Annotated in this window: 21 protein-coding genes; 8 read left to right on the forward strand and 13 right to left on the reverse strand. The window is 40.7% G+C overall.

What is annotated here, in order from left to right:
• The first annotated feature begins 159 nt into the window (after positions 1-159).
• From FS666_RS12490 to FS666_RS12525, 8 genes are all read left to right on the forward strand, one after another.
• Complete coding sequence (locus FS666_RS12490) at positions 160-3,126, forward strand: Tn3 family transposase (protein ID WP_039229895.1); 2,967 nt, start codon at positions 160-162, stop codon at positions 3,124-3,126.
• The gene (locus FS666_RS12495; protein ID WP_144462387.1) at positions 3,123-3,830 is read left to right on the forward strand and encodes a tyrosine-type recombinase/integrase; all 708 of its coding nucleotides are present in this window, start codon (positions 3,123-3,125) and stop codon (positions 3,828-3,830) included. The genes FS666_RS12490 and FS666_RS12495 overlap by 4 nt, the downstream gene beginning before the upstream one ends.
• Before the next feature lie 83 nt (positions 3,831-3,913).
• Positions 3,914-4,156, forward strand: coding sequence for a hypothetical protein (locus FS666_RS12500; protein WP_186306553.1), 243 nt, complete (start codon positions 3,914-3,916; stop codon positions 4,154-4,156).
• Entirely contained in the window at positions 4,072-4,281 is a 210-nt protein-coding gene (locus FS666_RS12505; RefSeq protein ID WP_144462386.1) for a kanamycin nucleotidyltransferase C-terminal domain-containing protein, read from the forward strand. Before FS666_RS12500 ends, FS666_RS12505 begins: the two co-directional genes overlap by 85 nt.
• Before the next feature lie 335 nt (positions 4,282-4,616).
• A complete protein-coding gene (locus FS666_RS12510; RefSeq protein ID WP_144462384.1) occupies positions 4,617-5,834 on the forward strand; it encodes an MFS transporter in 1,218 nt (405 codons plus the stop codon).
• Between the two features lie 387 nt (positions 5,835-6,221).
• On the forward strand, positions 6,222-6,950 hold the full coding sequence (locus tag FS666_RS12515) for an MOSC domain-containing protein (protein WP_144462382.1): 729 nt from the start codon (positions 6,222-6,224) through the stop codon (positions 6,948-6,950).
• Positions 6,951-7,098: 148 nt separating this feature from the next.
• Positions 7,099-7,884 carry an LAGLIDADG family homing endonuclease gene (locus FS666_RS12520; RefSeq protein WP_144462379.1) on the forward strand — a complete coding sequence of 262 codons (786 nt, stop codon included), beginning with the start codon at positions 7,099-7,101 and terminating at the stop codon, positions 7,882-7,884.
• Between the two features lie 14 nt (positions 7,885-7,898).
• Complete coding sequence (locus FS666_RS12525; RefSeq protein ID WP_144462377.1) at positions 7,899-8,270, forward strand: rRNA methyltransferase; 372 nt, start codon at positions 7,899-7,901, stop codon at positions 8,268-8,270.
• Between the two features lie 146 nt (positions 8,271-8,416).
• Here FS666_RS12525 and FS666_RS12530 read toward each other — a convergent pair whose 3' ends face one another.
• The 13 genes from FS666_RS12530 to FS666_RS12590 form a co-directional block, all read right to left on the reverse strand.
• A complete protein-coding gene (locus FS666_RS12530) occupies positions 8,417-8,860 on the reverse strand; it encodes a staygreen family protein (protein ID WP_144462375.1) in 444 nt (147 codons plus the stop codon).
• A 69-nt stretch (positions 8,861-8,929) separates the two neighbouring features.
• A complete protein-coding gene (argF, locus tag FS666_RS12535; RefSeq protein WP_144462373.1) occupies positions 8,930-9,877 on the reverse strand; it encodes an ornithine carbamoyltransferase in 948 nt (315 codons plus the stop codon).
• Positions 9,874-13,002: a carbamoyl-phosphate synthase (glutamine-hydrolyzing) large subunit gene (locus tag FS666_RS12540; protein WP_144462371.1), complete on the reverse strand. Its 3,129-nt coding sequence runs from the start codon at positions 13,000-13,002 to the stop codon at positions 9,874-9,876. Before FS666_RS12540 ends, argF begins: the two co-directional genes overlap by 4 nt.
• On the reverse strand, positions 12,995-14,050 hold the full coding sequence (locus FS666_RS12545) for a carbamoyl phosphate synthase small subunit (protein ID WP_144462369.1): 1,056 nt from the start codon (positions 14,048-14,050) through the stop codon (positions 12,995-12,997). The genes FS666_RS12540 and FS666_RS12545 overlap by 8 nt, the downstream gene beginning before the upstream one ends.
• A gap of 69 nt (positions 14,051-14,119) precedes the next feature.
• On the reverse strand, positions 14,120-15,247 hold the full coding sequence (locus FS666_RS12550; protein WP_144462367.1) for an acetylornithine transaminase: 1,128 nt from the start codon (positions 15,245-15,247) through the stop codon (positions 14,120-14,122).
• Positions 15,248-16,027, reverse strand: a complete 780-nt coding sequence (argB, locus tag FS666_RS12555) for an acetylglutamate kinase (protein ID WP_144462365.1) — start codon at positions 16,025-16,027, stop codon at positions 15,248-15,250.
• A gap of 20 nt (positions 16,028-16,047) precedes the next feature.
• Positions 16,048-17,082 carry an N-acetyl-gamma-glutamyl-phosphate reductase gene (gene argC / locus FS666_RS12560; RefSeq protein WP_144462363.1) on the reverse strand — a complete coding sequence of 345 codons (1,035 nt, stop codon included), beginning with the start codon at positions 17,080-17,082 and terminating at the stop codon, positions 16,048-16,050.
• 737 nt (positions 17,083-17,819) lie between these two features.
• Positions 17,820-19,022, reverse strand: coding sequence for a M20 family metallopeptidase (locus FS666_RS12565; RefSeq protein WP_120073668.1), 1,203 nt, complete (start codon positions 19,020-19,022; stop codon positions 17,820-17,822).
• Positions 19,023-19,037: 15 nt separating this feature from the next.
• Positions 19,038-20,000 carry a P1 family peptidase gene (locus FS666_RS12570; protein WP_120073666.1) on the reverse strand — a complete coding sequence of 321 codons (963 nt, stop codon included), beginning with the start codon at positions 19,998-20,000 and terminating at the stop codon, positions 19,038-19,040.
• Positions 20,001-20,003: 3 nt separating this feature from the next.
• A complete protein-coding gene (locus tag FS666_RS12575; RefSeq protein ID WP_390615229.1) occupies positions 20,004-20,561 on the reverse strand; it encodes an ECF transporter S component in 558 nt (185 codons plus the stop codon).
• Positions 20,562-20,588: 27 nt separating this feature from the next.
• Positions 20,589-21,431, reverse strand: coding sequence for an energy-coupling factor transporter transmembrane component T family protein (locus tag FS666_RS12580; protein ID WP_144462361.1), 843 nt, complete (start codon positions 21,429-21,431; stop codon positions 20,589-20,591).
• Positions 21,415-22,311: an energy-coupling factor transporter ATPase gene (locus FS666_RS12585; RefSeq protein WP_390615231.1), complete on the reverse strand. Its 897-nt coding sequence runs from the start codon at positions 22,309-22,311 to the stop codon at positions 21,415-21,417. The genes FS666_RS12580 and FS666_RS12585 overlap by 17 nt, the downstream gene beginning before the upstream one ends.
• Positions 22,308-23,162 (reverse strand): energy-coupling factor transporter ATPase, encoded by an 855-nt coding sequence (locus tag FS666_RS12590; RefSeq protein WP_144462359.1) that lies wholly within the window; start codon positions 23,160-23,162, stop codon positions 22,308-22,310. The genes FS666_RS12585 and FS666_RS12590 overlap by 4 nt, the downstream gene beginning before the upstream one ends.
• Positions 23,163-23,181 lie beyond the last annotated feature (19 nt).

Here is a 23,181-nt window from a genome sequence, read left to right on the forward strand (position 1 = left end):
ATTATACCAAAGGCTGGAGCCCTTTTTGTATTTAGTTACTAGATTTTACTTTCGTAATTCAGGATTATTGTTTGATATAGTTGATTTATAATATACTTTATTTTAAATAAAGTTCCGGCACTCACCATTATAGGAACTTTTTTGAGGGGAGAATATGTTTTGAAAAGGAACTGGGAGTTAGAAGAATTAATAGAACACTTTACATTGACGCCCGATGAAATGAAGCTTATTCAAACAAAGAGAGGTGATTCAAAACTTGGCTTTGCCGTTTTGTTTAAATTTTTTCAATACGAAGCAAGATTTCCGTATTATAAAAATGAATTACCAAGATCTTTTATAGAGTTTTTAGCAAAGCAATTATTTTTGAACCCAAGTGCTTTTAGTAATTATGATTGGACAGGCAGAACGATTACTTATCATCGTTCAGAAATACGTAATTATTTTGGCTTTCGGGAAATTACACAACAAGACATTGAAGAAATGATTAATTGGCTTTGTCAATTTGTTCTATACCATAATCATGAAATGAATTATGTAGAGGAGCAAGTATATCAAAGATTTCGCGATCTTAGAATCGAACCACCGACTCCTGATCGGATAGAACGCCTTATTCATTCCGCCATTAACACCTATGAAAAACGTTTTTTTGATGCTATATATAAAAGTTTACCAAAACAAACACTAACAAAGCTTGATTCATTGATTGAAAGAATTGAAGATATTGAAGATACTATAGAGGAGACATCAGTATCTAAAAAAAGCATCTCTTTTCATGAATTAAAATCAGATCCAGGACGAGTTGGGTTAGATACCGTATTTAAGGAACTAGAAAAATTGAATACCATCCGTCAACTCAACTTACCTCAAGATTTATTTAAAGATGTTCCTCCAAAAATTATTAAAAAATATCGGCTACGAGCTGCCACAGAGGATATTCGCTCATTAAGACGACACCCCGAACCAATTCGCTACACCTTATTATCCTCATTCTTTTGGCTTCGGAGCTTAGAAATCACGGATAACCTCATTGAACTGCTGATCCAAATCATTCATCGAATTAATGTACGTGCCGAGCGAAAGGTTGAAAAAGAAATACTAAATGATTTACGGAAAGTCAATAACAAATATGGCATTTTATTCAATCTTGCTCAAGCAGCAGTTGATAATCCAGAAGGAATAATTCGCGAAGTTCTTTATCCTATAGTTAATGAGCAAACCTTAAAAGACTTAGTAAAGGAATTCAAACATACTGGACCGGCCTATCGTGAGAAAATTCATACGGTTATTCGGGCTTCCTATGGTAATCATTATCGCAGGATGGTTCCTGAAATTTTAAATATTCTTGATTTTCGTTCTAATAACGAGGTTCACCGTCCAGTGATTGAGGCGCTTGGATTGATTAAAAAGTACGCTGAAACTGGCTTTCATTACTTTCCAATAACAGAAAATGTTCCAATCAACGGAGTTATTCGTTCTGTTAATAAAGAAATTGTAGTTGAAAAAGACGACAAAGGCCAGGAACGAATAAACCGAATAAATTATGAAATCAGTGCTTTACAAGCATTACGGGACAAGCTTCGATGCAAGGAAATTTGGGTAGTGGGTTCTGATCGATATCGAAATCCAGATGAGGATTTGCCACAAGATTTTGAAGAGCGAAGAGAAGAAAATTACAAAGCTTTAAACCAGCCACTTGATGCAGAAGCATTTATTTTGAGTATTAAACAGAAGATGATCAAATCCTTAGAAAAACTAAATGAGAGAATTCCTAAAAATTCTCAAGTCCGAATTACAACAAAAGGAAATGGTTGGATATCAATATCACCATATGAACCACTACCAGAACCAATAAACCTATCACGCTTAAAAGCTGAAATTATGAAGCGTTGGCCAATGACAAACTTACTGGATATTTTGAAAGAAGCTGATCTTAGAATCAATTTTACAGATCATTTTAAAACAGTTGGTAATAGAGAAATTCTCGATAGGGCAACCATTCAAAAAAGATTGATCCTTACATTATATGGTCTAGGAACAAATGCTGGTCTTAAACGGGTTTCAGCAGGAGAACACGGAGAAAAATATAACGATCTATTATATATTCGAAAAAAGTTTATACAAAAGGATAATTTACGTAATGCAATTGCAGAGGTCGTAAATGCTATTTTTCGTTGTAAAATCAAAGAAATATGGGGAGAAGGAACAACTGCCTGTGCATCAGATTCTAAGAAGTTTGGAGCGTGGGATCAAAATTTGATGACCGAATGGCATATACGATACCGTGGCCGTGGTGTTATGATTTATTGGCATGTTGCAAAAAATTCAACCTGTATTTACTCCCAGTTGAAGTCCTGTTCATCATCCGAGGTTGCATCGATGATTGAAGGATTACTTCGTCATTGTACTGATATGAATCTTCAAAAAAACTATGTCGATACCCATGGTCAAAGTGAAGTTGCTTTTGCATTTTGCCACCTTCTTGGATTTCAATTAATGCCAAGATTAAAGTCTATCCATAGTCAAAAATTGTACCGACCGGATGTAGGTATGACAGATACCTATCCCAATTTACAACCGGTAATGACTAGGCCAATTAACTGGGAATTAATCCGGCAGCAATATGATCAAATGGTCAAATATGCTACTGCATTACGCTTGGGAACGGCAGAAACTGAGGCGATTTTAAAGCGTTTTACTCGAAATAATTTAAAGCACCCGACATATCAGGCACTTGCAGAACTAGGCAAAGCCATTAAAACCATTTTTCTATGTGAATACCTCGATTCCGAAGAAATTAGAAGGGAAATTCACGAAGGGCTAAATGTTGTTGAAAATTGGAACTCTGCAAACAGTTTTATCTTTTATGGAAAAGGTGGAGAAATAGCAACAAATCGGTTAGAGGATCAAGAAATAGCCGTTTTATCTTTACATTTACTTCAAAACTGTTTAGTGTATATTAATACTTTAATGATACAAAATATTTTATCTGAAAATGCATGGTTTGATAGGATGACACCTGAAGATCTTCGGGCTTTAACTCCATTAATTTACACCCATGTAAATCCTTATGGAATCTTTAAATTGGATATGTCTGAACGATTGAAAATAGAGGTGGATTCTGCATGAATTTAAAAAGAACATCAGCAAAAAAGAAGGCTAAGGAACTTGCTAAATATCTACGAAGTGAGCGTCCAGACTATGATTATTTAAAAAAGGTATTTCAACATCTACGTGAGGAATTAGAAGTAGAGATACCAAAAAAATCAGAAAAGCTTCCCTATATACCAACTGAAGAAGAACTTAGACGTTATTATGAAGTTGTTTGGAAAGCAAAAAATTTCCAAGACATGATGATTATTAGAACCCTTCTTTATACCGGAGTTAGGGTTAGTGAACTAATAAATATAAAGCTTACAGATATAGACTTTGACCGATGCCAGATTAGAATTAATCAAGGAAAAGGGAAAAAGGATAGAATTGTCCCTTTTCCTGATTCTTTTAAAGAATTATTGCCAATGCACTGCATTAATATGAAAAATAAACATGCTATTTATTTATTTGAGTCTTCATGGAATAAGAAGTACACAGATAGAGGAATCAGAAAAATTTTATCAAAGTACTCAGAGGCAGCTGGATTGACTCAAAATATTTCTCCTCATATGCTAAGACATTTCCTTTTAACCTGGTTAAAAAAACAAGGTATAGATGATGCATTAATTCAACCCTATTCAGGACATAAGAGTAGAAAGTCCTTAGAGGTATACTCGAGATTAGCTATTGAAGAAGCCCAAAATCATTATAATGACGCCATTAAGAATTTCCCAATTTAATACAGTTTATTGCGGGTAATGACAGCTACGCTGTTGCTACCCCTAATTGGAATGAAGCGATAAGTAAAGTAGAGGAGCCCAGGGTGAAATTTGCTGAATTTATTGGAGCCCAAGCGGATGAAGTTGCTGTACTAGGTTCTGTATCTGATGCTATTTCTGCTATTGCAACTTCTCTCCCTATTCAGAGAGAGAAAAGTAAAATTGTGTTTACGGATATAGATTTTCCAACCGTTGGCCATATATGGTTTGCACAAAAACCTTTGAGGAATCAATTAAGATCGATTCTAAACCTAATGGATATGTTGAACTTGCTAAATGTGTTATGAGTGGAGAACTAAGCAATATAGAATATGTCTACCAATTATGCGAAAGTTTATGGAACGGTTTAAATGAATGGTATGAAGAACTTGGAATTGTATATAGGATTCAGGAGTTACCTTCATTTAAATAGAAAACTATAATATAAAAGGAAGTAAAAAGGGGCTGTCTCTGTATAACTTTGGTAAAAAACAGCAAAACAGAACATAAACAATCTTACAATAAAATATTATACATACTAGTAAGCTAAAAGGAAAATCAATCAAGATTTATTTTTTTTTAATAGCGAAATTGGCTTAGAACATAACATTTTTATCTACCCTTAAACGTTGAGTTTTCATTCAAATAGTGTCGGGTTAGTTTAAAATAAATATTTCTATAATCAAATATAAAAAGTGAGGGGCATGTCCAGTGTAAAATTCCCTTTTTATCACAAAAAAGCAAAATGATAAATAAGGGGTAGAAAAAATGAAAAGTAAACCATTCCGTTTCTTATGGATAGGCCAATTATGCGCTAATTTAGGTGATGTGTTTTATGTAGTTGGTTTAATCTCTATTTTATATGCTATGACAGAGTCTGCAATGTACTTGGCACTGTTGCCATTTTTAAATACGTTTGGAAGATTTATCAGTAGTGCAATCTCACCATTACTTTTGAATAAACACAGATTAAAGTCACTTCTGGTAAGTTCACAATTAAGTAAAACAGCAATATTATTCGTACTAGCATTTTGGATGAGTTTTCAATCATCACTTGGAATTTGGTTTATTATTTGTTGTATCTTATTAATTGCGTTCTTTGATGGATGGGCAATGCCGGCGACGGATGCGCTTATCCCCAGATTGGTCAAAGAATCCGAATTATTGAAAGCAAATAGTTTTATGTCAGTTATTAATGAAACGGTTCAATTAGGTGGTTGGGCCATGGGTGGAATATTGGTTGTACTAATAAATGGACAGAATGTAATTTGGCTTACCTTTGCCTTGTTTGTTCTGTCTACAGTTATGATGATACGGATTGTAGATGATACACCTTTCCAAGTTAAAGATGAGAAACAAAAGACATTTGAAACTTTAAAAGAAGGCTGGTTTATAATATGGAAAAATCCCACTTTTCGAAGCATCCATGTCATGATTTTTATGGAAGCTATGGCAAACGTAGTTTGGGTGGCAGCTATACTTTATGTATTTGTAAATGAAGTATTAAATGTAACAGAAGCATGGTGGGGTTATATAAACACTTCGTTTTTTCTAGGATTGATACTAGGCGGAGTAATCTGTTCGAGGTTTTCATTAAAAATTGAAAAGATCATGAGGAAGACAGTGTTATTCTCTTCGTTCGGTGTTTCCATAATAACATTTTTGTTTGGATTAAATTCAATAGCTTGGGTTGCATTAATATTGGTAGCTTTTAGTGGATTCATCGATCAAATTAAAGGTATAACAATACGCACATATTTACAAAAAGAAGCAGCTGCCGAGGATTTACCTAAAATATATAGTGCACAATATTCCATGGTTACATTGGTCTTTGGATTTTCTACATTAGCTTTCGGAGGAATCGCAGAATTTAGCGTGCAACTTGCATTTCTTATCTCAGGGCTGCTCTTAACAGGATCGGCAATCTATATGCTGATCGTTAAAAAGCGATTCCCTGACAATTATACATTGGAAGAGAGTAAATAATACATTGAAAGGCTGCAACTGGGACCCACCGAGGTAAAACGCGTGCTTGATACTATGGTTAACACAGGCTCCTGATAAGAAGTGTATATTCAAGTAAAATAGGAATAGAAGTGGGGGGTTATTTGTGCCCTGGCCGGCAAGCTTAGAGGAGCAAATAACCTTTTCCTATGAAGTACCGTCAGCTTTATTGGTCATTATGCCATGGTCAATAGAGCTGACGGCTCATTATTAGAAAATCTCGCCAAAATAAATAACAAAGCCCTCTGGAGCTGTGGCATCAGGACTGATTGCGAATAGCAGGAGGTTTGACAGTATAGCTTTAAATTAAAATGATTGTTTATTTGATATACTTTTGTTAAGCAAATCTCTAAATAAGGAGAGAATGAAATGTTAATCGGGCATATCAAGGAAATAGTCCGCCATCCTGTGAAATCCTTTCATGGAGAGAGTGTACAGAAAACTAAAGTAATGGATTATGGTTTATATGGCGACCGCAGCCACGCTTTTTTGGATGAGACAAGGCCGGGAAAGTTTTTAACAATCACACAGTTCCAGGAAATGGTTCGATATAAAGCAAGATTTATTGGAGAAGAGCTATTGGAGGAGTTTCCCAAGGTCGAAATAATAACACCCGATGGAAAAGTTTTTTATTGGGGAGTTGAAGAACTAACAAAAGAAATAGAAAACAAATCGAAACGTAAAGTTTCCCCTATTTCCTATACGCCTCTACATGTCCCTATAGGCGCCATTGAAGAAGAACATATTCAACTGGTAACGGATGCTTCACTGAATAAATTAAAAGAGGTATGGGGAAAGAAAGAAATCAATTATCAACGCTTCCGCCCTAATTTATTAATTTCGTTAAAAGACAAAGTTCCATTCATTGAAGAACAATGGTTTGGGAAGAAAATGAAAATAGGGCAGAACGTGGAAATACAATTAAAAAGGCATTGTGAAAGGTGTATGATTATTACTGTTGATCCTAATGATGCGGAACGAGATTCAAGTTTGCTTAAAACTGTTGTAAAAGAAAGAAATAACCATTTCGGGGTTTATGCTTCTGTGATGAAAACAGGTGAAATTCATGTGGATGATGAGGTCCTTCTTTTTGATTGAATTTTGAAAATTCCTAACAGAAGCCCGACTTGAAAAAAATAAATGTCGCGTGGAATCTATATTGCAAATACGAACAAACATTTGGTATAATGAATGTAACATCTCAGATCCTGGAAAAAATTATTTTTTGGAAGGGGTTTGAAAGTTGATGAGAAACCCGGGTATAACCGATGAAATGATTATAGAAATGTATAAAAGCGGCATGCCTTTTAAAGAAATGTGCCCCATTGTTGGATTATCGGACCGGGCCATTCGCAATGTGATGTATAAGCATGGTATTGAAATGAATCGTATGCAGTTTTCGGGCCAGCCGCGAAAGCATAAGGTTAATGAAGACTTTTTTAAGTCATGGTCCCATGAAATGGCGTGGGTATTGGGGCTGTTTATCACTGATGGGCATGTAAACCGTAGTACTCACAGCATAGTATTTGCGCAAAAAGATGAGAGGATCTTGAAATATATAGCAAAATGCATGGGTGCACATTACGTATTGGGTGCGAAAGGATCAACAGCAAAAACACCGACCTTAATTATCAATTCAAAAATAATAAAAAAAGACCTTGAAAAGATGGGGATAACCTCAAATAAATCCTTCAACGTGCCGTTCCCTGATGTTCCGAAAGAATTTTTGCCATCATTTATAAGAGGCGTTATTGATGGTGATGGATGGGTACAAAAAACAGGGTATGTTATGAATGTAACAACTGGAGGTCGAAATTTCGCAAACGGACTTTTAATGGTTTTTAAATCTTGGAACTTACGTTCAGAAATTACTTCTGAAACAACTAAAACTAATAAGGTTATATATCGTGTTTGGGTGAAAGGCAAGTATGAGCTTCCCAAATTAGCAAGTATAATCTATAAAGATGCCAATGATTATTACCATTATCATAAAAGAGAAAGAATGGAAATACATAAACAAATTATATATTGATGGGGGTTATTTTCATGTGGAAATTAGTGGATGGAAAATTAGTTCAAACTACAGACAAAACCCGTGTTAAGTTTAGAACAACTATTAGTAAATCCATCTTGGAAGAATTGGAAAGTTTAGCAAAGGAACATCATACGCATATGAACTATTTGCTGGAAACTGGTTTAAAGAGAGTTTTGTTATCAGGAGTGATTTCATTCAATAAAAAATCTCGACCCAAAGATCGTATACACTATAAAACAACATATGATAAAGATTTATTACAAGCAGTAAAAGAATTTGCAAAGGAGAACCAATTATTTATCAATGATGTAATTGAATACAGTGTTAAGTATATTGACTTTGAGAATGTAAAAAATGCATCTTATAAACATAGGATAGAGTGATTTTACCTTTTTAATCCAGTGCCCCCACCATAATATAAATTATCGGTAGTAAACTGTGTTTCGTCTCATATCCAAAGTATACTTTAAATAGTGAGACAAAAAACAAAAACACAGGTCCTCAGAAACCTGTGCATACGGAACGCTAATTATTTTAAATATTGTCTTGGTGTTCCGAAATACTGGATGGTCTTATATTTATGAATATACGAATCAATTTCCATATATATGGGCGCATCCAGGAGCCAAGGAACATGTGTATATAAACCTTTGTCCGCTTTCACCATCATGGAAATGGCCTTAGCAAGTTCTGCCTGCATTAGATGAAAATTATTCAGGCTGCCAAGATCAATTTTTCCGGTTAAAACATATTCGCCCAGCCTTGGCTTCCATTCTGCCGTAATAACTTTTTCTTTTTCAACATTTTTTTCAACATTAAGGAGATCTGTTTCATATTTAAATCCAATTGCCAAATGGTAATTCATTTCACCAGTTGACATAATTAACGTATATTTTCTTCCGTCCACTGGATGGTATGCTGTCGCGGGAGGCAAGATGGTAACTGAAAATTGGTCATACTGTAATTTTTCCATACGTCATCTCCCCCTTCCGGATTCTTTGCGCTATTATATGACAAAGGCCCATAAGTGGTGATGACTTGATCAGTCGGCCATCAGTGCAACCATTAATGCTTTCTGTACATGAAGTCGGTTTTCCGCTTCCTCAAAGACAAGTGATTGCGGACCGTCAATAACATCTGAACTGACTTCCTCGCCTCTATGCGCAGGCAGGCAGTGCAGGAAGACTGCTTTGCGATCAGCTTCTGCCATTAGCCCGCTGTTCACCTGAAAATCTGTAAAAGCTTTTAATCTTTCTTTTTGCTCAGCTTCCCAGCCCATGCTCGTCCATACGTCTGTATAAACGGCATCTGCACCATTCGCAGCAGCTTTCGGATCGTTTGTAACTTCTATCACAGCTCCAGTTTCGTTGGCGAATTCCTGGGCCTTTTTAACGATTGCCTGTTTCGGCTCGTAGCCTTTTGGAGCAGCTATAGAGCAGTTGACACCCAGTTTGGCGCAGCCGATCATCAAGGAATGAGCCATATTATTTCCGTCGCCTACATAAGCCAGCTTCTTGCCTTCCAGGCTTCCTTTTGCTTCATACAAAGTCATAAGGTCAGCCAGCACTTGGCAGGGGTGGTAATCATCTGTCAAACCGTTGATAACAGGTACACTGGAATTGTTTGCGAGCTGCTCGACAGATTCATGGCTGTATGCCCTGATCATGATCCCGTCCACAAAACGCGATAAAACCTTTGCAGTATCCTCCACTGTCTCACCGCGCCCCATTTGGAGGTCATCTTTCCCTAAAAATAATGCATGGCCTCCCAATTGAAACATGCCGACTTCAAACGAAACACGGGTTCTCGTAGATAATTTTTCAAAAATCATTGCCAGGGTCTTGCCCTTTAAGTAATGGTGGGTTTCCCCCTTCTTTTGCATGTCTTTCAGCTTGATAGCATCCAGAATGATTTGCATGATTTCGTCTTTTGTAAAGTCCGCCAATGTAAGAAAATGCTTCCCTTTAAGTGAAACGGATGTCGCTGTCATGATGTCACCACGTCCTTTCTTATTTTTCCGAGCCAGCTTTGAAGCGATTTTGGCTCGCTGAATTGCTGTTTAATGGCAGTCAAATAGGTTTTAAACGTTTCAATTTCAGTTATTACTTGCAGCTGGGCAGCAGAAGCCAATTGCCTTTTTTGAACGGATGCCGTGCTTTTTCCAAGGCTCAATAAGACTGCCCCATTGCCGTTTTTAATCCAGTCCCCAAAAGAGATTCCCATTTTTTCCGTTACCATAATGGCATTTGATTCCGCCATTAATTTCTCAATGATCTTTTCATCCATATTATGAGCATCCACATATATTTCCCGGCAGGCTTTTTGCTGCTGGGCTGCCAGCCTTTCGTTCCATACCATCGCTTTTGCAAGCGCCTCTTCCACCGTTTTGCCGATTCCAATCAGTTCCCCGGTGGATTTCATTTCGGGAGTAAGCTTAGGGTCTACCCCATCAAGCTTTCCTGTAGAAAAAACAGGATTTTTTATCGCATAAAAAGCCGGTTGATCCTGGTTTTTTATAGATAATTGCGATCCATTCAAAATGTTCACGCACTCATCGATCAACTTTATGCCTGTTATCTTGCTGACAATGGGAACGGTCCGTGAAGCTCTCGGATTGACCTCTAGCATATAAACTGTATCCTTGTAAACGACGAACTGAACATTGAACAGCCCTTTAAACAACAGCTTTTGGGCGACCTTTCTGGAGTATTCATAAACTGCTTCTTTTACCTTTTCAGTTACATTGATCGGCGGTGTGATCGTCATGCTGTCACCTGAATGGACCCCCGCTTTTTCAATATGTTCAAAAAAAGCAGGGATAAAAATGTCATGTCCGTCGGTCAAAACATCCACTTCAAGTTCCAGCCCCTTATAATAGGCGTCGATTAAAACAGGATATTCTATATTTTCAAGACAGCTATCCAACTCTTCTTGGCTGTCAATGATCAGCATTCCCTGGCCGCCGATTACATAGGAAGGCCTTAATAAAACAGGAAAGCCGATGTCAGACGTTTTTGATTTCAGATCGTCTTCATTGTAAGCAGTAACGCCCGGAATATGAGGAATTTCCAGTTCTTTTAATAAAGAGTAAAATTTTTCACGGTCTTCTACTGCATCAATTTGGTCCTGAGTGATGGAAAGAAGCGGAATACCGTTCTCATCCAATTCATTCGCCAGATTAATGGCGGTTTGTCCGCCAAGCTGAACAATGACTCCATCCGGCTTTTCATATTCCAATATATTGAGTACATCCTCAATATGGAGAGGCTCAAAGTAAAGGCGGTCCGCAATTTGGAAGTCGGTGCTGACCGTACCTGGATTGTTATTGATCAAAATGGTCTCGAACCCGGACTCTTTCAGGGCCAAAGCTGCGCGTACTGTACAATAATCAAATTCGATTCCTTGGCCGATCCGGACGGGGCCTGATCCGATTATCGCAATTTTTTTCTTATTTTTGTCAGGGACAATCTGATCGCCCTCTCCTCTCCAAGTTGAATAGAAATACGGGGCTGCTGCCATGAATTCACCGGCACATGAATCGACCATCTGGAATACAGGCACGACACCATGGTCTTTCCTTTTTTTTCTGATCTGGCCTAAAGATGTATCCCACACAGAAGCCAGCCAGGCGTCGGAAAATCCATTTTCTTTTAGCTGCCGTAAAAACTCAGGGCTCACCGCAGCGAAATTTTCTTTCTTAGCCTTTTTTTCCATCTGAATCAGTTCTGTTAAAACATCTAGAAAATATGGGGTAATGCCTGTTTTTTCATGAATTTCTACGCTTGATGCCCCTCTTCTTAAAAGCTCCAATATGGCGAAAAAACGGGTATCATCGGCGTGAATGATAGATAGCCAAAGCTCTTGATCGCTTTTATCGGAAAGTCCTTTTAGTTCCAGACCATTTGTTTTCAACTCAAGGGATCTGACCGCTTTTTGCAAGGCTGCTGGAAGCAAGCAATCAATCGCCATGATTTCCCCTGTGGCTTTCATTGTTGTTCCAAGTTCCCTTTTGGCATCAGGAAATTTATCAAAAGCCCATCGCGGCATTTTTACGACCGTATAGTCGACAACCGGCTCTGAGCTTGCAAAGGTGCTTCCTGTCACGGGATTAATGATTTCGTGAAGATGATAGCCAAGCCCCAGTTTTGCGGCAATCCTTGCAATCGGATACCCGGTCGCTTTGGATGCCAAAGCGGAAGACCTGCTTAATCTCGGATTTACCTCTATTAAATAGTACTGATTTGTTTTCGGATCTTGCGCAAATTGGATATTGCAGCCGCCGATGATTTTTAAAGCCCTGATGATTTTGACTGCCGACTGGTACAAAGCATCAAATTGGGTATCAGTCAGCGTTTGCTGCGGAGCGAAGACAATGGAATCCCCTGTATGGATACCGACAGGATCGAAATTTTCCATGCTGCAGATGGCAATACATGTATCATTGGCATCGCGGATCATTTCAAATTCGATCTCTTTGAAGCCGGCAATGCTTTTTTCAATCAGGCATTGGGTAATCGGGCTTGATTCAAGCCCTTTTTTTACTACTGAAAGCAATTCTTCTTCGTTATTGACAATGCCCCCGCCCCCGCCTCCCAATGTGTAGGCCGGACGGATGATAATCGGGTAGCCCTGCTTGTTTGCAAACGATAAAGCTTCTTCGACGGAGTGGATGATCTCACTGTCAGGAACGGGTTCTCCAAGTTCATGCATAAGGGCGCGAAAAGCCTCTCTGTCTTCTCCCTGAATGATGGATTCCGGCGTTGTGCCAAGGACCCGGATATTAAATTCTTCCAGATACCCCTGCTTATATAAATCAACGGTCAAATTCAGGCCGGTCTGTCCTCCAAGAGTCCCGAGAATGCTATCGGGTTTTTCTTTTTTGATGATCTCGACAATGCTATTCACTGTCAGCGGTTCAAAGTAGACCGTCTGGGCGAATTGTTCATCCGTCATGATGGTGGCGGGGTTGTTATTGACAAGGACCACCTCACACCCTTCTTCCTGAAGGGCGAGGCAGCCTTGCGTACCGGCATAATCAAATTCTGCCGCCTGCCCGATGACAATAGGCCCGGAACCGATCACAAGAACCTTCTTGATGTCTTTTTCCTTAGGCATAAACACGTGCTCCTTTGCTTTCGTTTACTGTTCTAAAGAAGTTATTAAAAATCAGTTCATTTAATGGGTTATTCATCTGTTCAGGATGGAATTGATATGTCGCAACCGGATATTGTTCGTGAACAAGGCCCTCTACTGTTCCGTCATGGACATTTTTAAAAGAAACGCGGAGGCCGTTTTGTTTTAAATTTTTCTCAGTGACTGTAAACCCATGGTTTTGGCTGGACATAAAGACTTTGTTTGAACCCGGCTGAATGACAGGTTCTTTGAAATTCCGGTGGCCTGTAGGCATTTTTTCAATATTAGCCCCAAACGCAAGAGCGAGTATCTGATGCCCGAGTCCAAGCCCGATTGTCGGATATTTCATTGCCAGTTTTTTATATTCCGGGAAACATTTTTGCCATTGAAGCGGATGTCCGGGACCTCCTGAAAAAATGATCCCATCCGGTTTCAAAGCATTCACTGAGCTTATATCGATGTTGCTTGAAACGACGGTTACCTTATTGCCAGATTGGGAGAGTACCTGAATAAGTGATTTTTTATAGCCGAAGTTGATTATAACGATGTGTTTATCGCCATTTTGAATAATGTATTCCGTTCCGGAATCACCTTGAAAATCTTCCGTATGAGCGGATATACGATTCGCTGTATATTCTGATGAGATGATAGCAGGCATTTCGCCTTCTTTTTTCACTCTTTTAACCAAGGCTCTTGTATCCATATCTGTCAGGACAGGCATATTCTGTTTATAAAATATATCCAAGACATTTATGCCCTTTACATCAATGGGCATGGAGGCATCCTGCTGAGTGATGAGCCCCCCGATTTGGATTTTGTCGCTTTCAAACATTGATTGATCCAAGTCGCTGTTTAAGACTCCGGGAAAAGTGGCAATGACAATTTTCCCTTTATTGGCCGGATCTGTTATGAACTCTTGGAAACGTGCCATTCCTGTAAAATATATCAGCTCTCCGATGTGATCTTTTGGTTTGCCCTGCCACTGTCCGGTGAACTTTTCACCATTAGCGAGTATTAAGGATCCTTTCATTTTTTCCTCTCCCCGCTTTCGTATTTTTATTTTATTTTATGCATTTTTATGCAATCGGACCTAAAAAAATTAGATATTCTTCTGGAAAATATCAACCGCTTCATCAATCTCTTCAATCGAAACAGTTAATGGAGGGAGCATCCGTATCACGTTCGGGCCTGCGTTTAAAACGAGCAGCCCCTCTTCCCTCAACTTTGCCAGCCGTCCGCTGACATCATCCGAAAATTCAATTCCTACCATGAGGCCTTTATGGCGGATGTCAACCATGCCATTCAGCTTGCTTGAAGATAGCTTTTGAACCAAATAATCGCTCTTCTTATCGACACCCGTAAGGAATTCCTTATCAAAAATGATTTTTAGCACTTCACTTGCCGCAGTCATGGCCAGCGGTCCTCCGCCAAAAGTTGTTGCATGGCTGCCAGGAGTAAAAGCTGATTTTAATTTTGCCTTGCCGATCATCGCACCGACAGGAATACCATTGCCAAGGCCTTTTGCTACAGTGATGATGTCCGGCGATAGATTAAAATGCTGGTAGGCAAAAGGCTTCCCTGTTCTGCCTATACCCGTTTGTACTTCATCTATAATCAGTAATACGTCATTTTCTTTACAGATTTTTTCAACTTGCTTCAGAAAATCCTTCTCCGCTGGAAGTACCCCTCCTTCACCTTGAACGACTTCGAGCATAATGGCTGCTGTTTCGCCATCCACCTCATCCTTTAATGCGTTGATATCGTTAAAAGGAATGTGAACGAAAGTTTCAAGCATTGGACCAAATCCTGTTTTTACCTTTTCCTGTCCCGTTGCAGCGATCGTTCCCAGTGTGCGGCCGTGGAATGATTGCAAAAAGGTGATGATCTTTGATTTTCCTGTATATTTTCGGGCTAATTTAATTGCGGCTTCATTTGCTTCCGCACCGCTGTTCGCAAAGAAAACGGCGTCTCCGGAAGAATGTTCGGTAAGCTGCATGGCCACTTGTTCCTGAAGGGAGCTTTGAAAAAGGTTGGATGTGTGCCAAAGCTTGTTCAGTTGTTCCTGGACCGGCTTAACAACGTCGGGGTGACAATGACCCAAATTACAAACTCCAATTCCCGAAGTGAAATCTAAATATTCCTTAGCATTTATATCGATAACCTTCGTTCCGTTTCCCGAAACGAGTTCGACATCCCATCTGGCATATGTGTTGAATAAGTGTGACATTTAATATGCGGCCTCCAATTCTTTGTATATCGTCGTTCCAATGAGTTTTTCCCCGTTGAGCAGGCTGTTTTTCCCGCTGACAATCATTACATTGGACATACCGCCATCCAAACTGTCGATGGCTGCCATCACTTTTGGAACCATTCCTCCAGTAATTGTGCCGTCATCTATAAGATTTAAAATATCGGGAACTGTTGCGTTTTCTATTAAGTTTTTTTCCTTTAAAACGCCGGGAACATCTGTGACAAATAAGAGTTTGCTGGCTTTTAATGCCACTGCGATGCTTCCCGCAGCCGTGTCAGCATTAATATTGTAACAAGATGCACCATCAATGCCCGCTGCCAAAGGTGAAATGACAGGAATGACTCCCATGGAAATGATATTAAAAAGGAAGTCGCTGTTTACTTCTGTAATTTCCCCGACAAATCCCAAATTTTCAAAATCCCTCGCCTTGGCTTTTAGAAGAGAGCCGTCAAAACCTGTCATTCCGAGGGCAGGAAGCTGGTGTTTTTCCAAGTTTCTTACAAGCTTATTCGTCATGGAACCCGATAAAACCATTTCAACTACTTCCATTACTTCAGAAGTGGTTTTTCTTAATCCGTTGTTAAACTCACTTTCAATCTCTAATTCTTTCAGCATTTGATCGATGGCCGGCCCTCCGCCATGTACAATGACTGGATGAAAGCCCCTATCCTTTATCGTTTTGATGCTTTTATAAAAATCATCGGAGAGCGAACCGATCATGCTCCCTCCGCATTTGATTACAATAATGTCTTTCATTGCTTGTCATCCTCCATTAATTATGGATAAACAGGCGTAAAATGCAGCCCCGCAGTTTCATCCAAACCGCATAGGATATTGGCATTTTGAACAGCCTGGCCTGCAGCGCCTTTCATAAGATTATCGATGACCGATACGATGGTCACCCTCCCTGTCCGCGTGTCCATTCCAATACCCATATCACAAAAGTTGGAGCCGTAAACTTCCTTAGTGGCCGGAAAAATGCCACTTTTTCGAACCCTTATAAACGGCTCATCTTTATAAAATTCGTTATAAATCTCATTTATTTCTTCTTGGCTGCTATCAAACTTCAATGAAACATAGATAGTCGCCATAATTCCCCTTGTCATAGGGACCAGATGAGTATTGAATGTAATTGGAGATTCATAGCCCCAGCCTGAAAGCATTTGTTCAATCTCCGGAATATGCTGGTGCGCATTCACTTTATATATTTTGAAATTTTCATTTAGTTCATTGTAAATAGTCTGGAAAGATGCCGTTTGCCCTGCTCCTGATACACCTGATTTTGCATCTATGATAACCGATCCATCTACGATGAGACCTTGCTGCACAAGCGGTGCCAGTCCAAGAAGCGCGGCGGTCGGATAGCATCCCGGATTAGAAATGAATTTTGTATCCTTGATGGATGAGCGATTAAGTTCAGGAAGGGCGTAAACAGCCTGGTCCACCCACTCCTGCGGCGCCGGGGTTTTTTTATACCAATTTTCGTAATCGATGATGTTCTTTAACCTGAAATCACCGGAAAGGTCAATGACTGTACAGCCTTCCTTTAAAAGCAGCGGAGCAATTTCCGCCGATACCCCTGAAGGAGTTGCCAGGAAGACGATGTCGGTTTTTTTCGCAATAGCTGCCGGATCAATCTCCTCCAATGTCATTGGCACAATATCTGTTAAATGCGGATAATGATCCACAATGCTTTTTCCCTGCTGTGAGGACGAATAGACCGATTCAATTTGAAATTTTGGGTGAGATTGCAAGATTCTGAGCAGTTCAGCTCCTCCATATCCCGTTGCTCCAATAACCCCTGCTTTCACTTACAACCACTCCTTGCTTTAAACTTGCCGATAACAATTCCGTTTAATTTGAAGATGTAATTTATTATACTATGTATAAAAATTAATTCAATAGTATATTTATAACTTATTAGAAAAAAGGGATAAATGATCTAGAAAAGCGCAAGCGCCTTGCCCATCGACGTACAGACTGGAGTGCCTCCGACGAGATAAAGGAAACACGGCGAGGAACGAGCCGATGTTGACTTATCGTAGGAGGAGGTACGAAGTCTGCTAGTCGATAGGCGCTGGAGCTAGACAACAAATGGCTTTGTTCAAAATTTTAAAGCTAAAACATCTTATACTTTCTTACTCAGCTAGAAAAGCGCAAGCGCCTTGCCCAGCCCCGACAAGCACAAGGCGAATTTTGATGAGGCAGTTCTTCAGCCGCCACAGCAAAACGGCTGATTTCAATCACTTCGTGAGATACATCACCGAATATGCTTCATGCAGCTTTGCGACGAGGTGAACTTAGCCTGTGCCGCAGGAGCAAATTCCTCCTGAATGGGCTTCCTGGCTGCCTTGATCCTTTCGCCGATGGCGCCTGGAGCTGGACAAATAATAGCTTCTTTTGAAGAAAATTTTTATATCAGGTTACAGACAAAAGCGGAAACGCCTCTTATATAAAGTTGTATAACTATTTAAAAGCCTGATCATCCCAATCAGGCTTTTTGAAAGGTTTTATTGAACGCCGAATGCTAAGAAAACTACACAGTCCTTTACTGTTTTAAAAACAACATCGCTGTTTGTGCATAGATTCTCGACGCTTCTATTAATTCATCCAGCTCTATATATTCATCAATTTGATGTGGGATATGGCGGTCACCCGCTCCTGTTGTAACAATCGGAATTCCCGCAAGATGCAGAAATGTTCCGTCGGTAGCACCCGGGACACCATTAAAAATTGGTTCTTTTCCAGTTACGGTACGGTAGGATTGCACACTTGCCTTCACAATGGGATCGTCCAAATCCGTTTCCGTCCAAGGCCGACTTTCAATCACCTCAATTTCCGCCATAAAATCCTCGTCTTTTGAAGCCAATTCCGCTAAAATATTCTCGATATCTGCACGAAGCTGATCATGATCCTGTCCGGGAACGGTCCGTATATCAAGTGTACTGTAACAATGGTCAGGGATGACGTTGATTTGCGGCTCTCCTTTTTCAGGGCCCAAAATCACCGTCGGCGTGATGCTTGGCCAACCTAAATATTTGTGCTCTCCGACACGCTCCTTCTCCCGTTTCTCGAGCTCCATTAGTTTACAGATCACTTGTGCCATTCTCGTGTTCGGATTGATTCCGGCAAGCGGCATGGCGCCATGTGCCATTTTTCCATAAGTGTGAATGACCGCCCTCATCGCCCCTTTTTGAGTAATGCAAATTTGATTTTCCTCCGGTTCACAGATGATGGCGCCATCCACCCCGTTCGCCCAGCCGCGTTTAATGAAATGCTTGATGCCAATCATCATGCCTTCCTCATCACAAGGGACACACAAAATAATTTTCCCTTTCCATTTTATATTACTTCTTTTAATTGCATGGACCGCTGCAATTGCCGCTGAAAGATTTCCTTTTGTATCGTTCGTCCCTCTGCCGTACATTCTGTTTCCTTCAATCACCGCTCCAAACGGGTCGTAACTCCAGGAGTCCCGGTCTCCTTCTGTTACTACATCGGTATGCCCTTCAAACAAAATTGTTTTTCCGGGTCTGCCAGAATCAAGAATGCCAATAACATTGGGACGCCCCTTGACAACCTCTTCGATATAAACCTCAAGTCCCATTTCCTTCAGATAATCATAAACAAATTGTGCTGCTTTACTTTCATTTGCCTGAGGGTCCTGAGGGCGGTAAACACTTGGAATCCGTACTAGCGCTTGCGTTAAATGGATGACTTCCTGATCATCAACATAATCATATACAGCCAACCAAACCCCTCCGTATTATTGCATTTTTGGTAAACTCCTATACGCGGTAATTCCGCCGATGCTTTCAGCCGTTTTCACCGCATTGATCACCGCTTGCTCCATCACACTAGCCGCCAGTCCGCCAATGACATCAACAGGGACTTTTTCTCCCCCTGTTCCAACAGCAAAAATGGCATCGCCATCAAACATTGTATGAGCTGGAAAAATGGTTCTCGCATACCCATTTTGTGCCATTTGTGCCACCTTCGTTGCCTCTGCCTTCGACAACTCCGCATTCATTGCTACCACCCCGATAGTGGTATTTGATCCAGCAGAAATTGAAGGTTGATAGTTTTGCTTAAGTAGTTCGATACTGTCAAGAAGCTTTCCCTGTTGATAAGGACCGGCTACTATTTCTCCTGTGGAAGGTTCGCGAACATCCCCGGCAGAATTAACCGCCACTATTGCACCTATGACAACCCCATTATCCAAACGCAGCGAGGCGCTGCCAAGTCCGCCTTTCATACAGAAGTCATAACCGGCCAATTTACCAATGGTAGCGCCGCAGCCTGCTCCAACATTTCCGGTTGCGAAATTCCCTTTCGTTGCCGCTTTGGCTGCTTCATACCCCATTTGTTTATCCGGCCTCAACTTTGAGTCCCCAACTGAAAGGTCAAACAGCACGGCAGCTGGAACAATTGGAACTTTTGCAACCCCCACATCCAGCCCGATTTCCCGTTCCTCTAAATACTTCATGATCCCGGAAGCGGCGTCTAAGCCAAACGCGCTGCCTCCACTCAAACAGATGGCATGAATCTTATCAACCAGATTAATAGGATTTAGAAGATCTGTTTCCCGGGTACCGGGAGCAGACCCTCTTACGTCTACTCCCCCCACCGCACCGCCTTCAAAAAGAATCGCGGTACAACCAGTCAGCGCTTGTTTGTTTTCTTTATTGCCCACTTTTACTCCGGGCACATCCGTGATTTGATTATGCATTTCCTATATATCCACATCCTTGGAAATCTTTGATTTATTACTTTTTCTGCCAATCTGCTTCCAAGCCAAAACAACCGCCAATGTAACAATCGTACCGACAATCGCCTCGGGTATCCCATTCGTAATTCCAACCGTCCAAGCTACTCCCGGTGTTAAATAATTCCGCAAAACAGCCATGATTAACACCAGTACAGTATTGGTCAATGTGCCGATAAATGCAGCCACTGCCACTGCCAAGTATTCACTTTTACGACGCAGACCAGCATATACGAGCCATGCGGCAACACCAATAAACAGGCGTGGTAAAATGGCCACCAGCGGATCTTTGAATAGAGGAACCGTTGCGTTGAGGAAGGAAGATATCCCGAAAATGGCTCCTACTATTAAGCCGACAACCGGCCCCTGCATTATTCCGCCGATGATCGCGGGGATATGCATAATAGTGGCATTCCCGGCGGCAGTCGGGACAGGAATGTATCCTAACCGTGTGACACCCAAAAGGATCGCCACTGCACCTAATACACCAGCAATAACAATATCTCGAACTGATAACTTCCTCATTATAAACCTCCCCTTTTTGGTCATGAATTAAATTGGAAAAGGATAAAACAGCAACAAAAATGCGAATAACAAGCCGATTGCCAACACCAGATAATCCTTTGCCATTGCTCTATATACGGAGAAGGTGGTTCGTTCACCGCCAGGACTATAGCAGCGTGATTCCATTGCCAGAATCAGATCCTCGGCTCTTGATAGAGCAATATTAAATAACGGAACAATGATGGGAAACATTTCTTTTGTTCTTTGGATGATTCTCCACCAACCACCGCTGCCAAACTCCGCTCCCCTGGAGGCTTGTGCTTTCATCATTTTTTCCATTTCGATTGCGAAGGTTGGCACAAATCGGATTGAAATGGTGGTAATCAGTGAGATTTCATGGACTGGAAACTTTATTTTCTTTAAAGGGCTTAATAAACTTTGAATGGAGTGGGTTAATTCTGTGGTGGAAGTTGATAAGGTGAGTACACTGCTTAAGAAAATGATTTCAATAAAACGAACAGCCGAGACAACCACCAAGCGGATGCTCTCACTTGTAATTAAGATAAAGCCAAATTTGAAATAAACTGTCCCTCCTGAAAAGATTTGACCTTGAAAGAGCAACTGCAAGACTGCCAGGATGATGATAAAGGGAATCGCCGGCTTTACACCCGAAAGCCCGTATTTGATCGGTATTTTAGACACCCGGAATAAATAAAGCGACAGAATTAAACCAATGGCATTTCCGATATAACTTGTATTCAAGGCGATTGCCAATACAAGAAACACAAAGGCAAGGAGCTTTATTCGCGGATCCAGGCGATGAATAAACGAGCCTGTCGGTACATATTGGCCAATAGTAATATTACGGGAAATATCAAATTCGCTGGACATATTGTGAACCCTCCTTGTTTCCGGCAATAACCTTCATTACTTCGTACGCTGCTTCTGTAATCGAGAATGCATTCGTATTCACCTGATATCCAAGATCCGATAAACGATATAGAATTTGCACCGTTTCCGGAGTCCCAATTTGATGCCTTATCAGTTTTTTCTTATCTGTAAAGATTTCTTTCGGGGTGCCTGTCAAAACAATGCCTCCATCCGCCATTACATAGATCCGGTCGGCAAGCCTTGCTACCTCTTCCATATTGTGTGAAACAAAGATGACCGTTAACTTTTCTTCCTTGTTTAATCGATTGATTTTTTCAAGCAGTTCATTTCTTGACCTCGGATCTAGGCCTGCTGTCGGTTCATCCAGGACCAATATTTTTGGCTTTAGCGCAAGAATCCCGGCCAATGCGACTTTTCGCTTTTGCCCGCCGCTTAAGGCAAAAGTCTGTCTGTCCTTCATTTCCTCAAAGTCCAACCCAACAACCGACATCGCCCATTTAACGCGTTCTCTCACCTCCTTTAGAGGAAGCCCCATCTTAAAAGGCCCATAGGCAATATCATCACCAATGATTTTTTCAAAAATTTGATCCTCAGGGTTTTGAAACACGAGACCCACTTTCTGCCTGAGCTTCTTCAAATCAACATGTTTCTCTGATAAATCCTCTCCATCGATAATGACTTTTCCTGATTCCGGCCTCATCAGCCCATTTAAGTGCTGAATCAATGTCGATTTCCCCGAACCAGTATGGCCAATAATGGCAATGCATTCCCCTTGGTCTACCAATAGATTTGCTCCCTTTAACGCTACATGCTCCATCGGCGTTCCTTTCATATACGTATGGGTCAGGTTTTTAACCTCTATGATTGGCCTTTTTATCATGAGCCCACCTCCCCACTGGAAAATTTAACGACTTCTCCAATCAACTCCTTTTCATGGATGATGTCATTTGAAAAGAAGCTAAATTGGCTGTGAATGATTTCAGCCATCTGGCTGACTGGGGGGACATCCAACTGAAGATTCTCCAATTCTTGCTTATGTTTAAAAATTTCCCTTGGTGGGCCATCCATGACAATTTGTCCTTCTTCGATCACCATAATCCGATTTGCCTCTGCTGCTTCCGACATTTGGTGAGTAACCGTGACAATTGTCATTCCCTTTTCGTTCATTTCTCTCATAACCCGCAGAACTTCTTTCCTGCCAAAACTGTCGAGCATGCTCGTTGCCTCGTCAAAAACAATACAATCCGGCTGCATCGCCAGCACGCCGGCAATGGCGACCCGCTGCTTCTGGCCTCCGGATAGATGATGGGGAGGCCTTAGCCTATATTGCGACATTTGGACGACATGCAAAGCTTCATCGACACGTCTTTTCATTTCTTCTCTTGGTACACCAATATTCTCGAGGCCAAACGCAACATCTTCCTCCACAATCGTCGCGACAATTTGGTTATCCGGGTGTTGAAAAACCATTCCGACTGCCTTGCGAATCTCCCTCTTCTCCGTGGCATCTTTCGTATTATAGCCGTGTACCCAAACATCCCCTGTTTCAGGAATTAAAATCCCGTTTAAATGTTTGGACAGCGTGGATTTTCCGGATCCATTGTGGCCAATGATTGCCACATATTCGCCGGGAAAAATCGAAAACGAGACACCCTTTAGAACGGGGACGGAGTTTTTTTCATTGATTTTGTAGGAAAACGATACATCTTCAACACGAATAATAGGTTCCATTTTGTTCTCCTTCCGCTAT

The organism is Siminovitchia fortis (assembly GCF_007681465.1).
In the GTDB taxonomy this organism is placed as follows: domain Bacteria; phylum Bacillota; class Bacilli; order Bacillales; family Bacillaceae_C; genus Siminovitchia; species Siminovitchia fortis.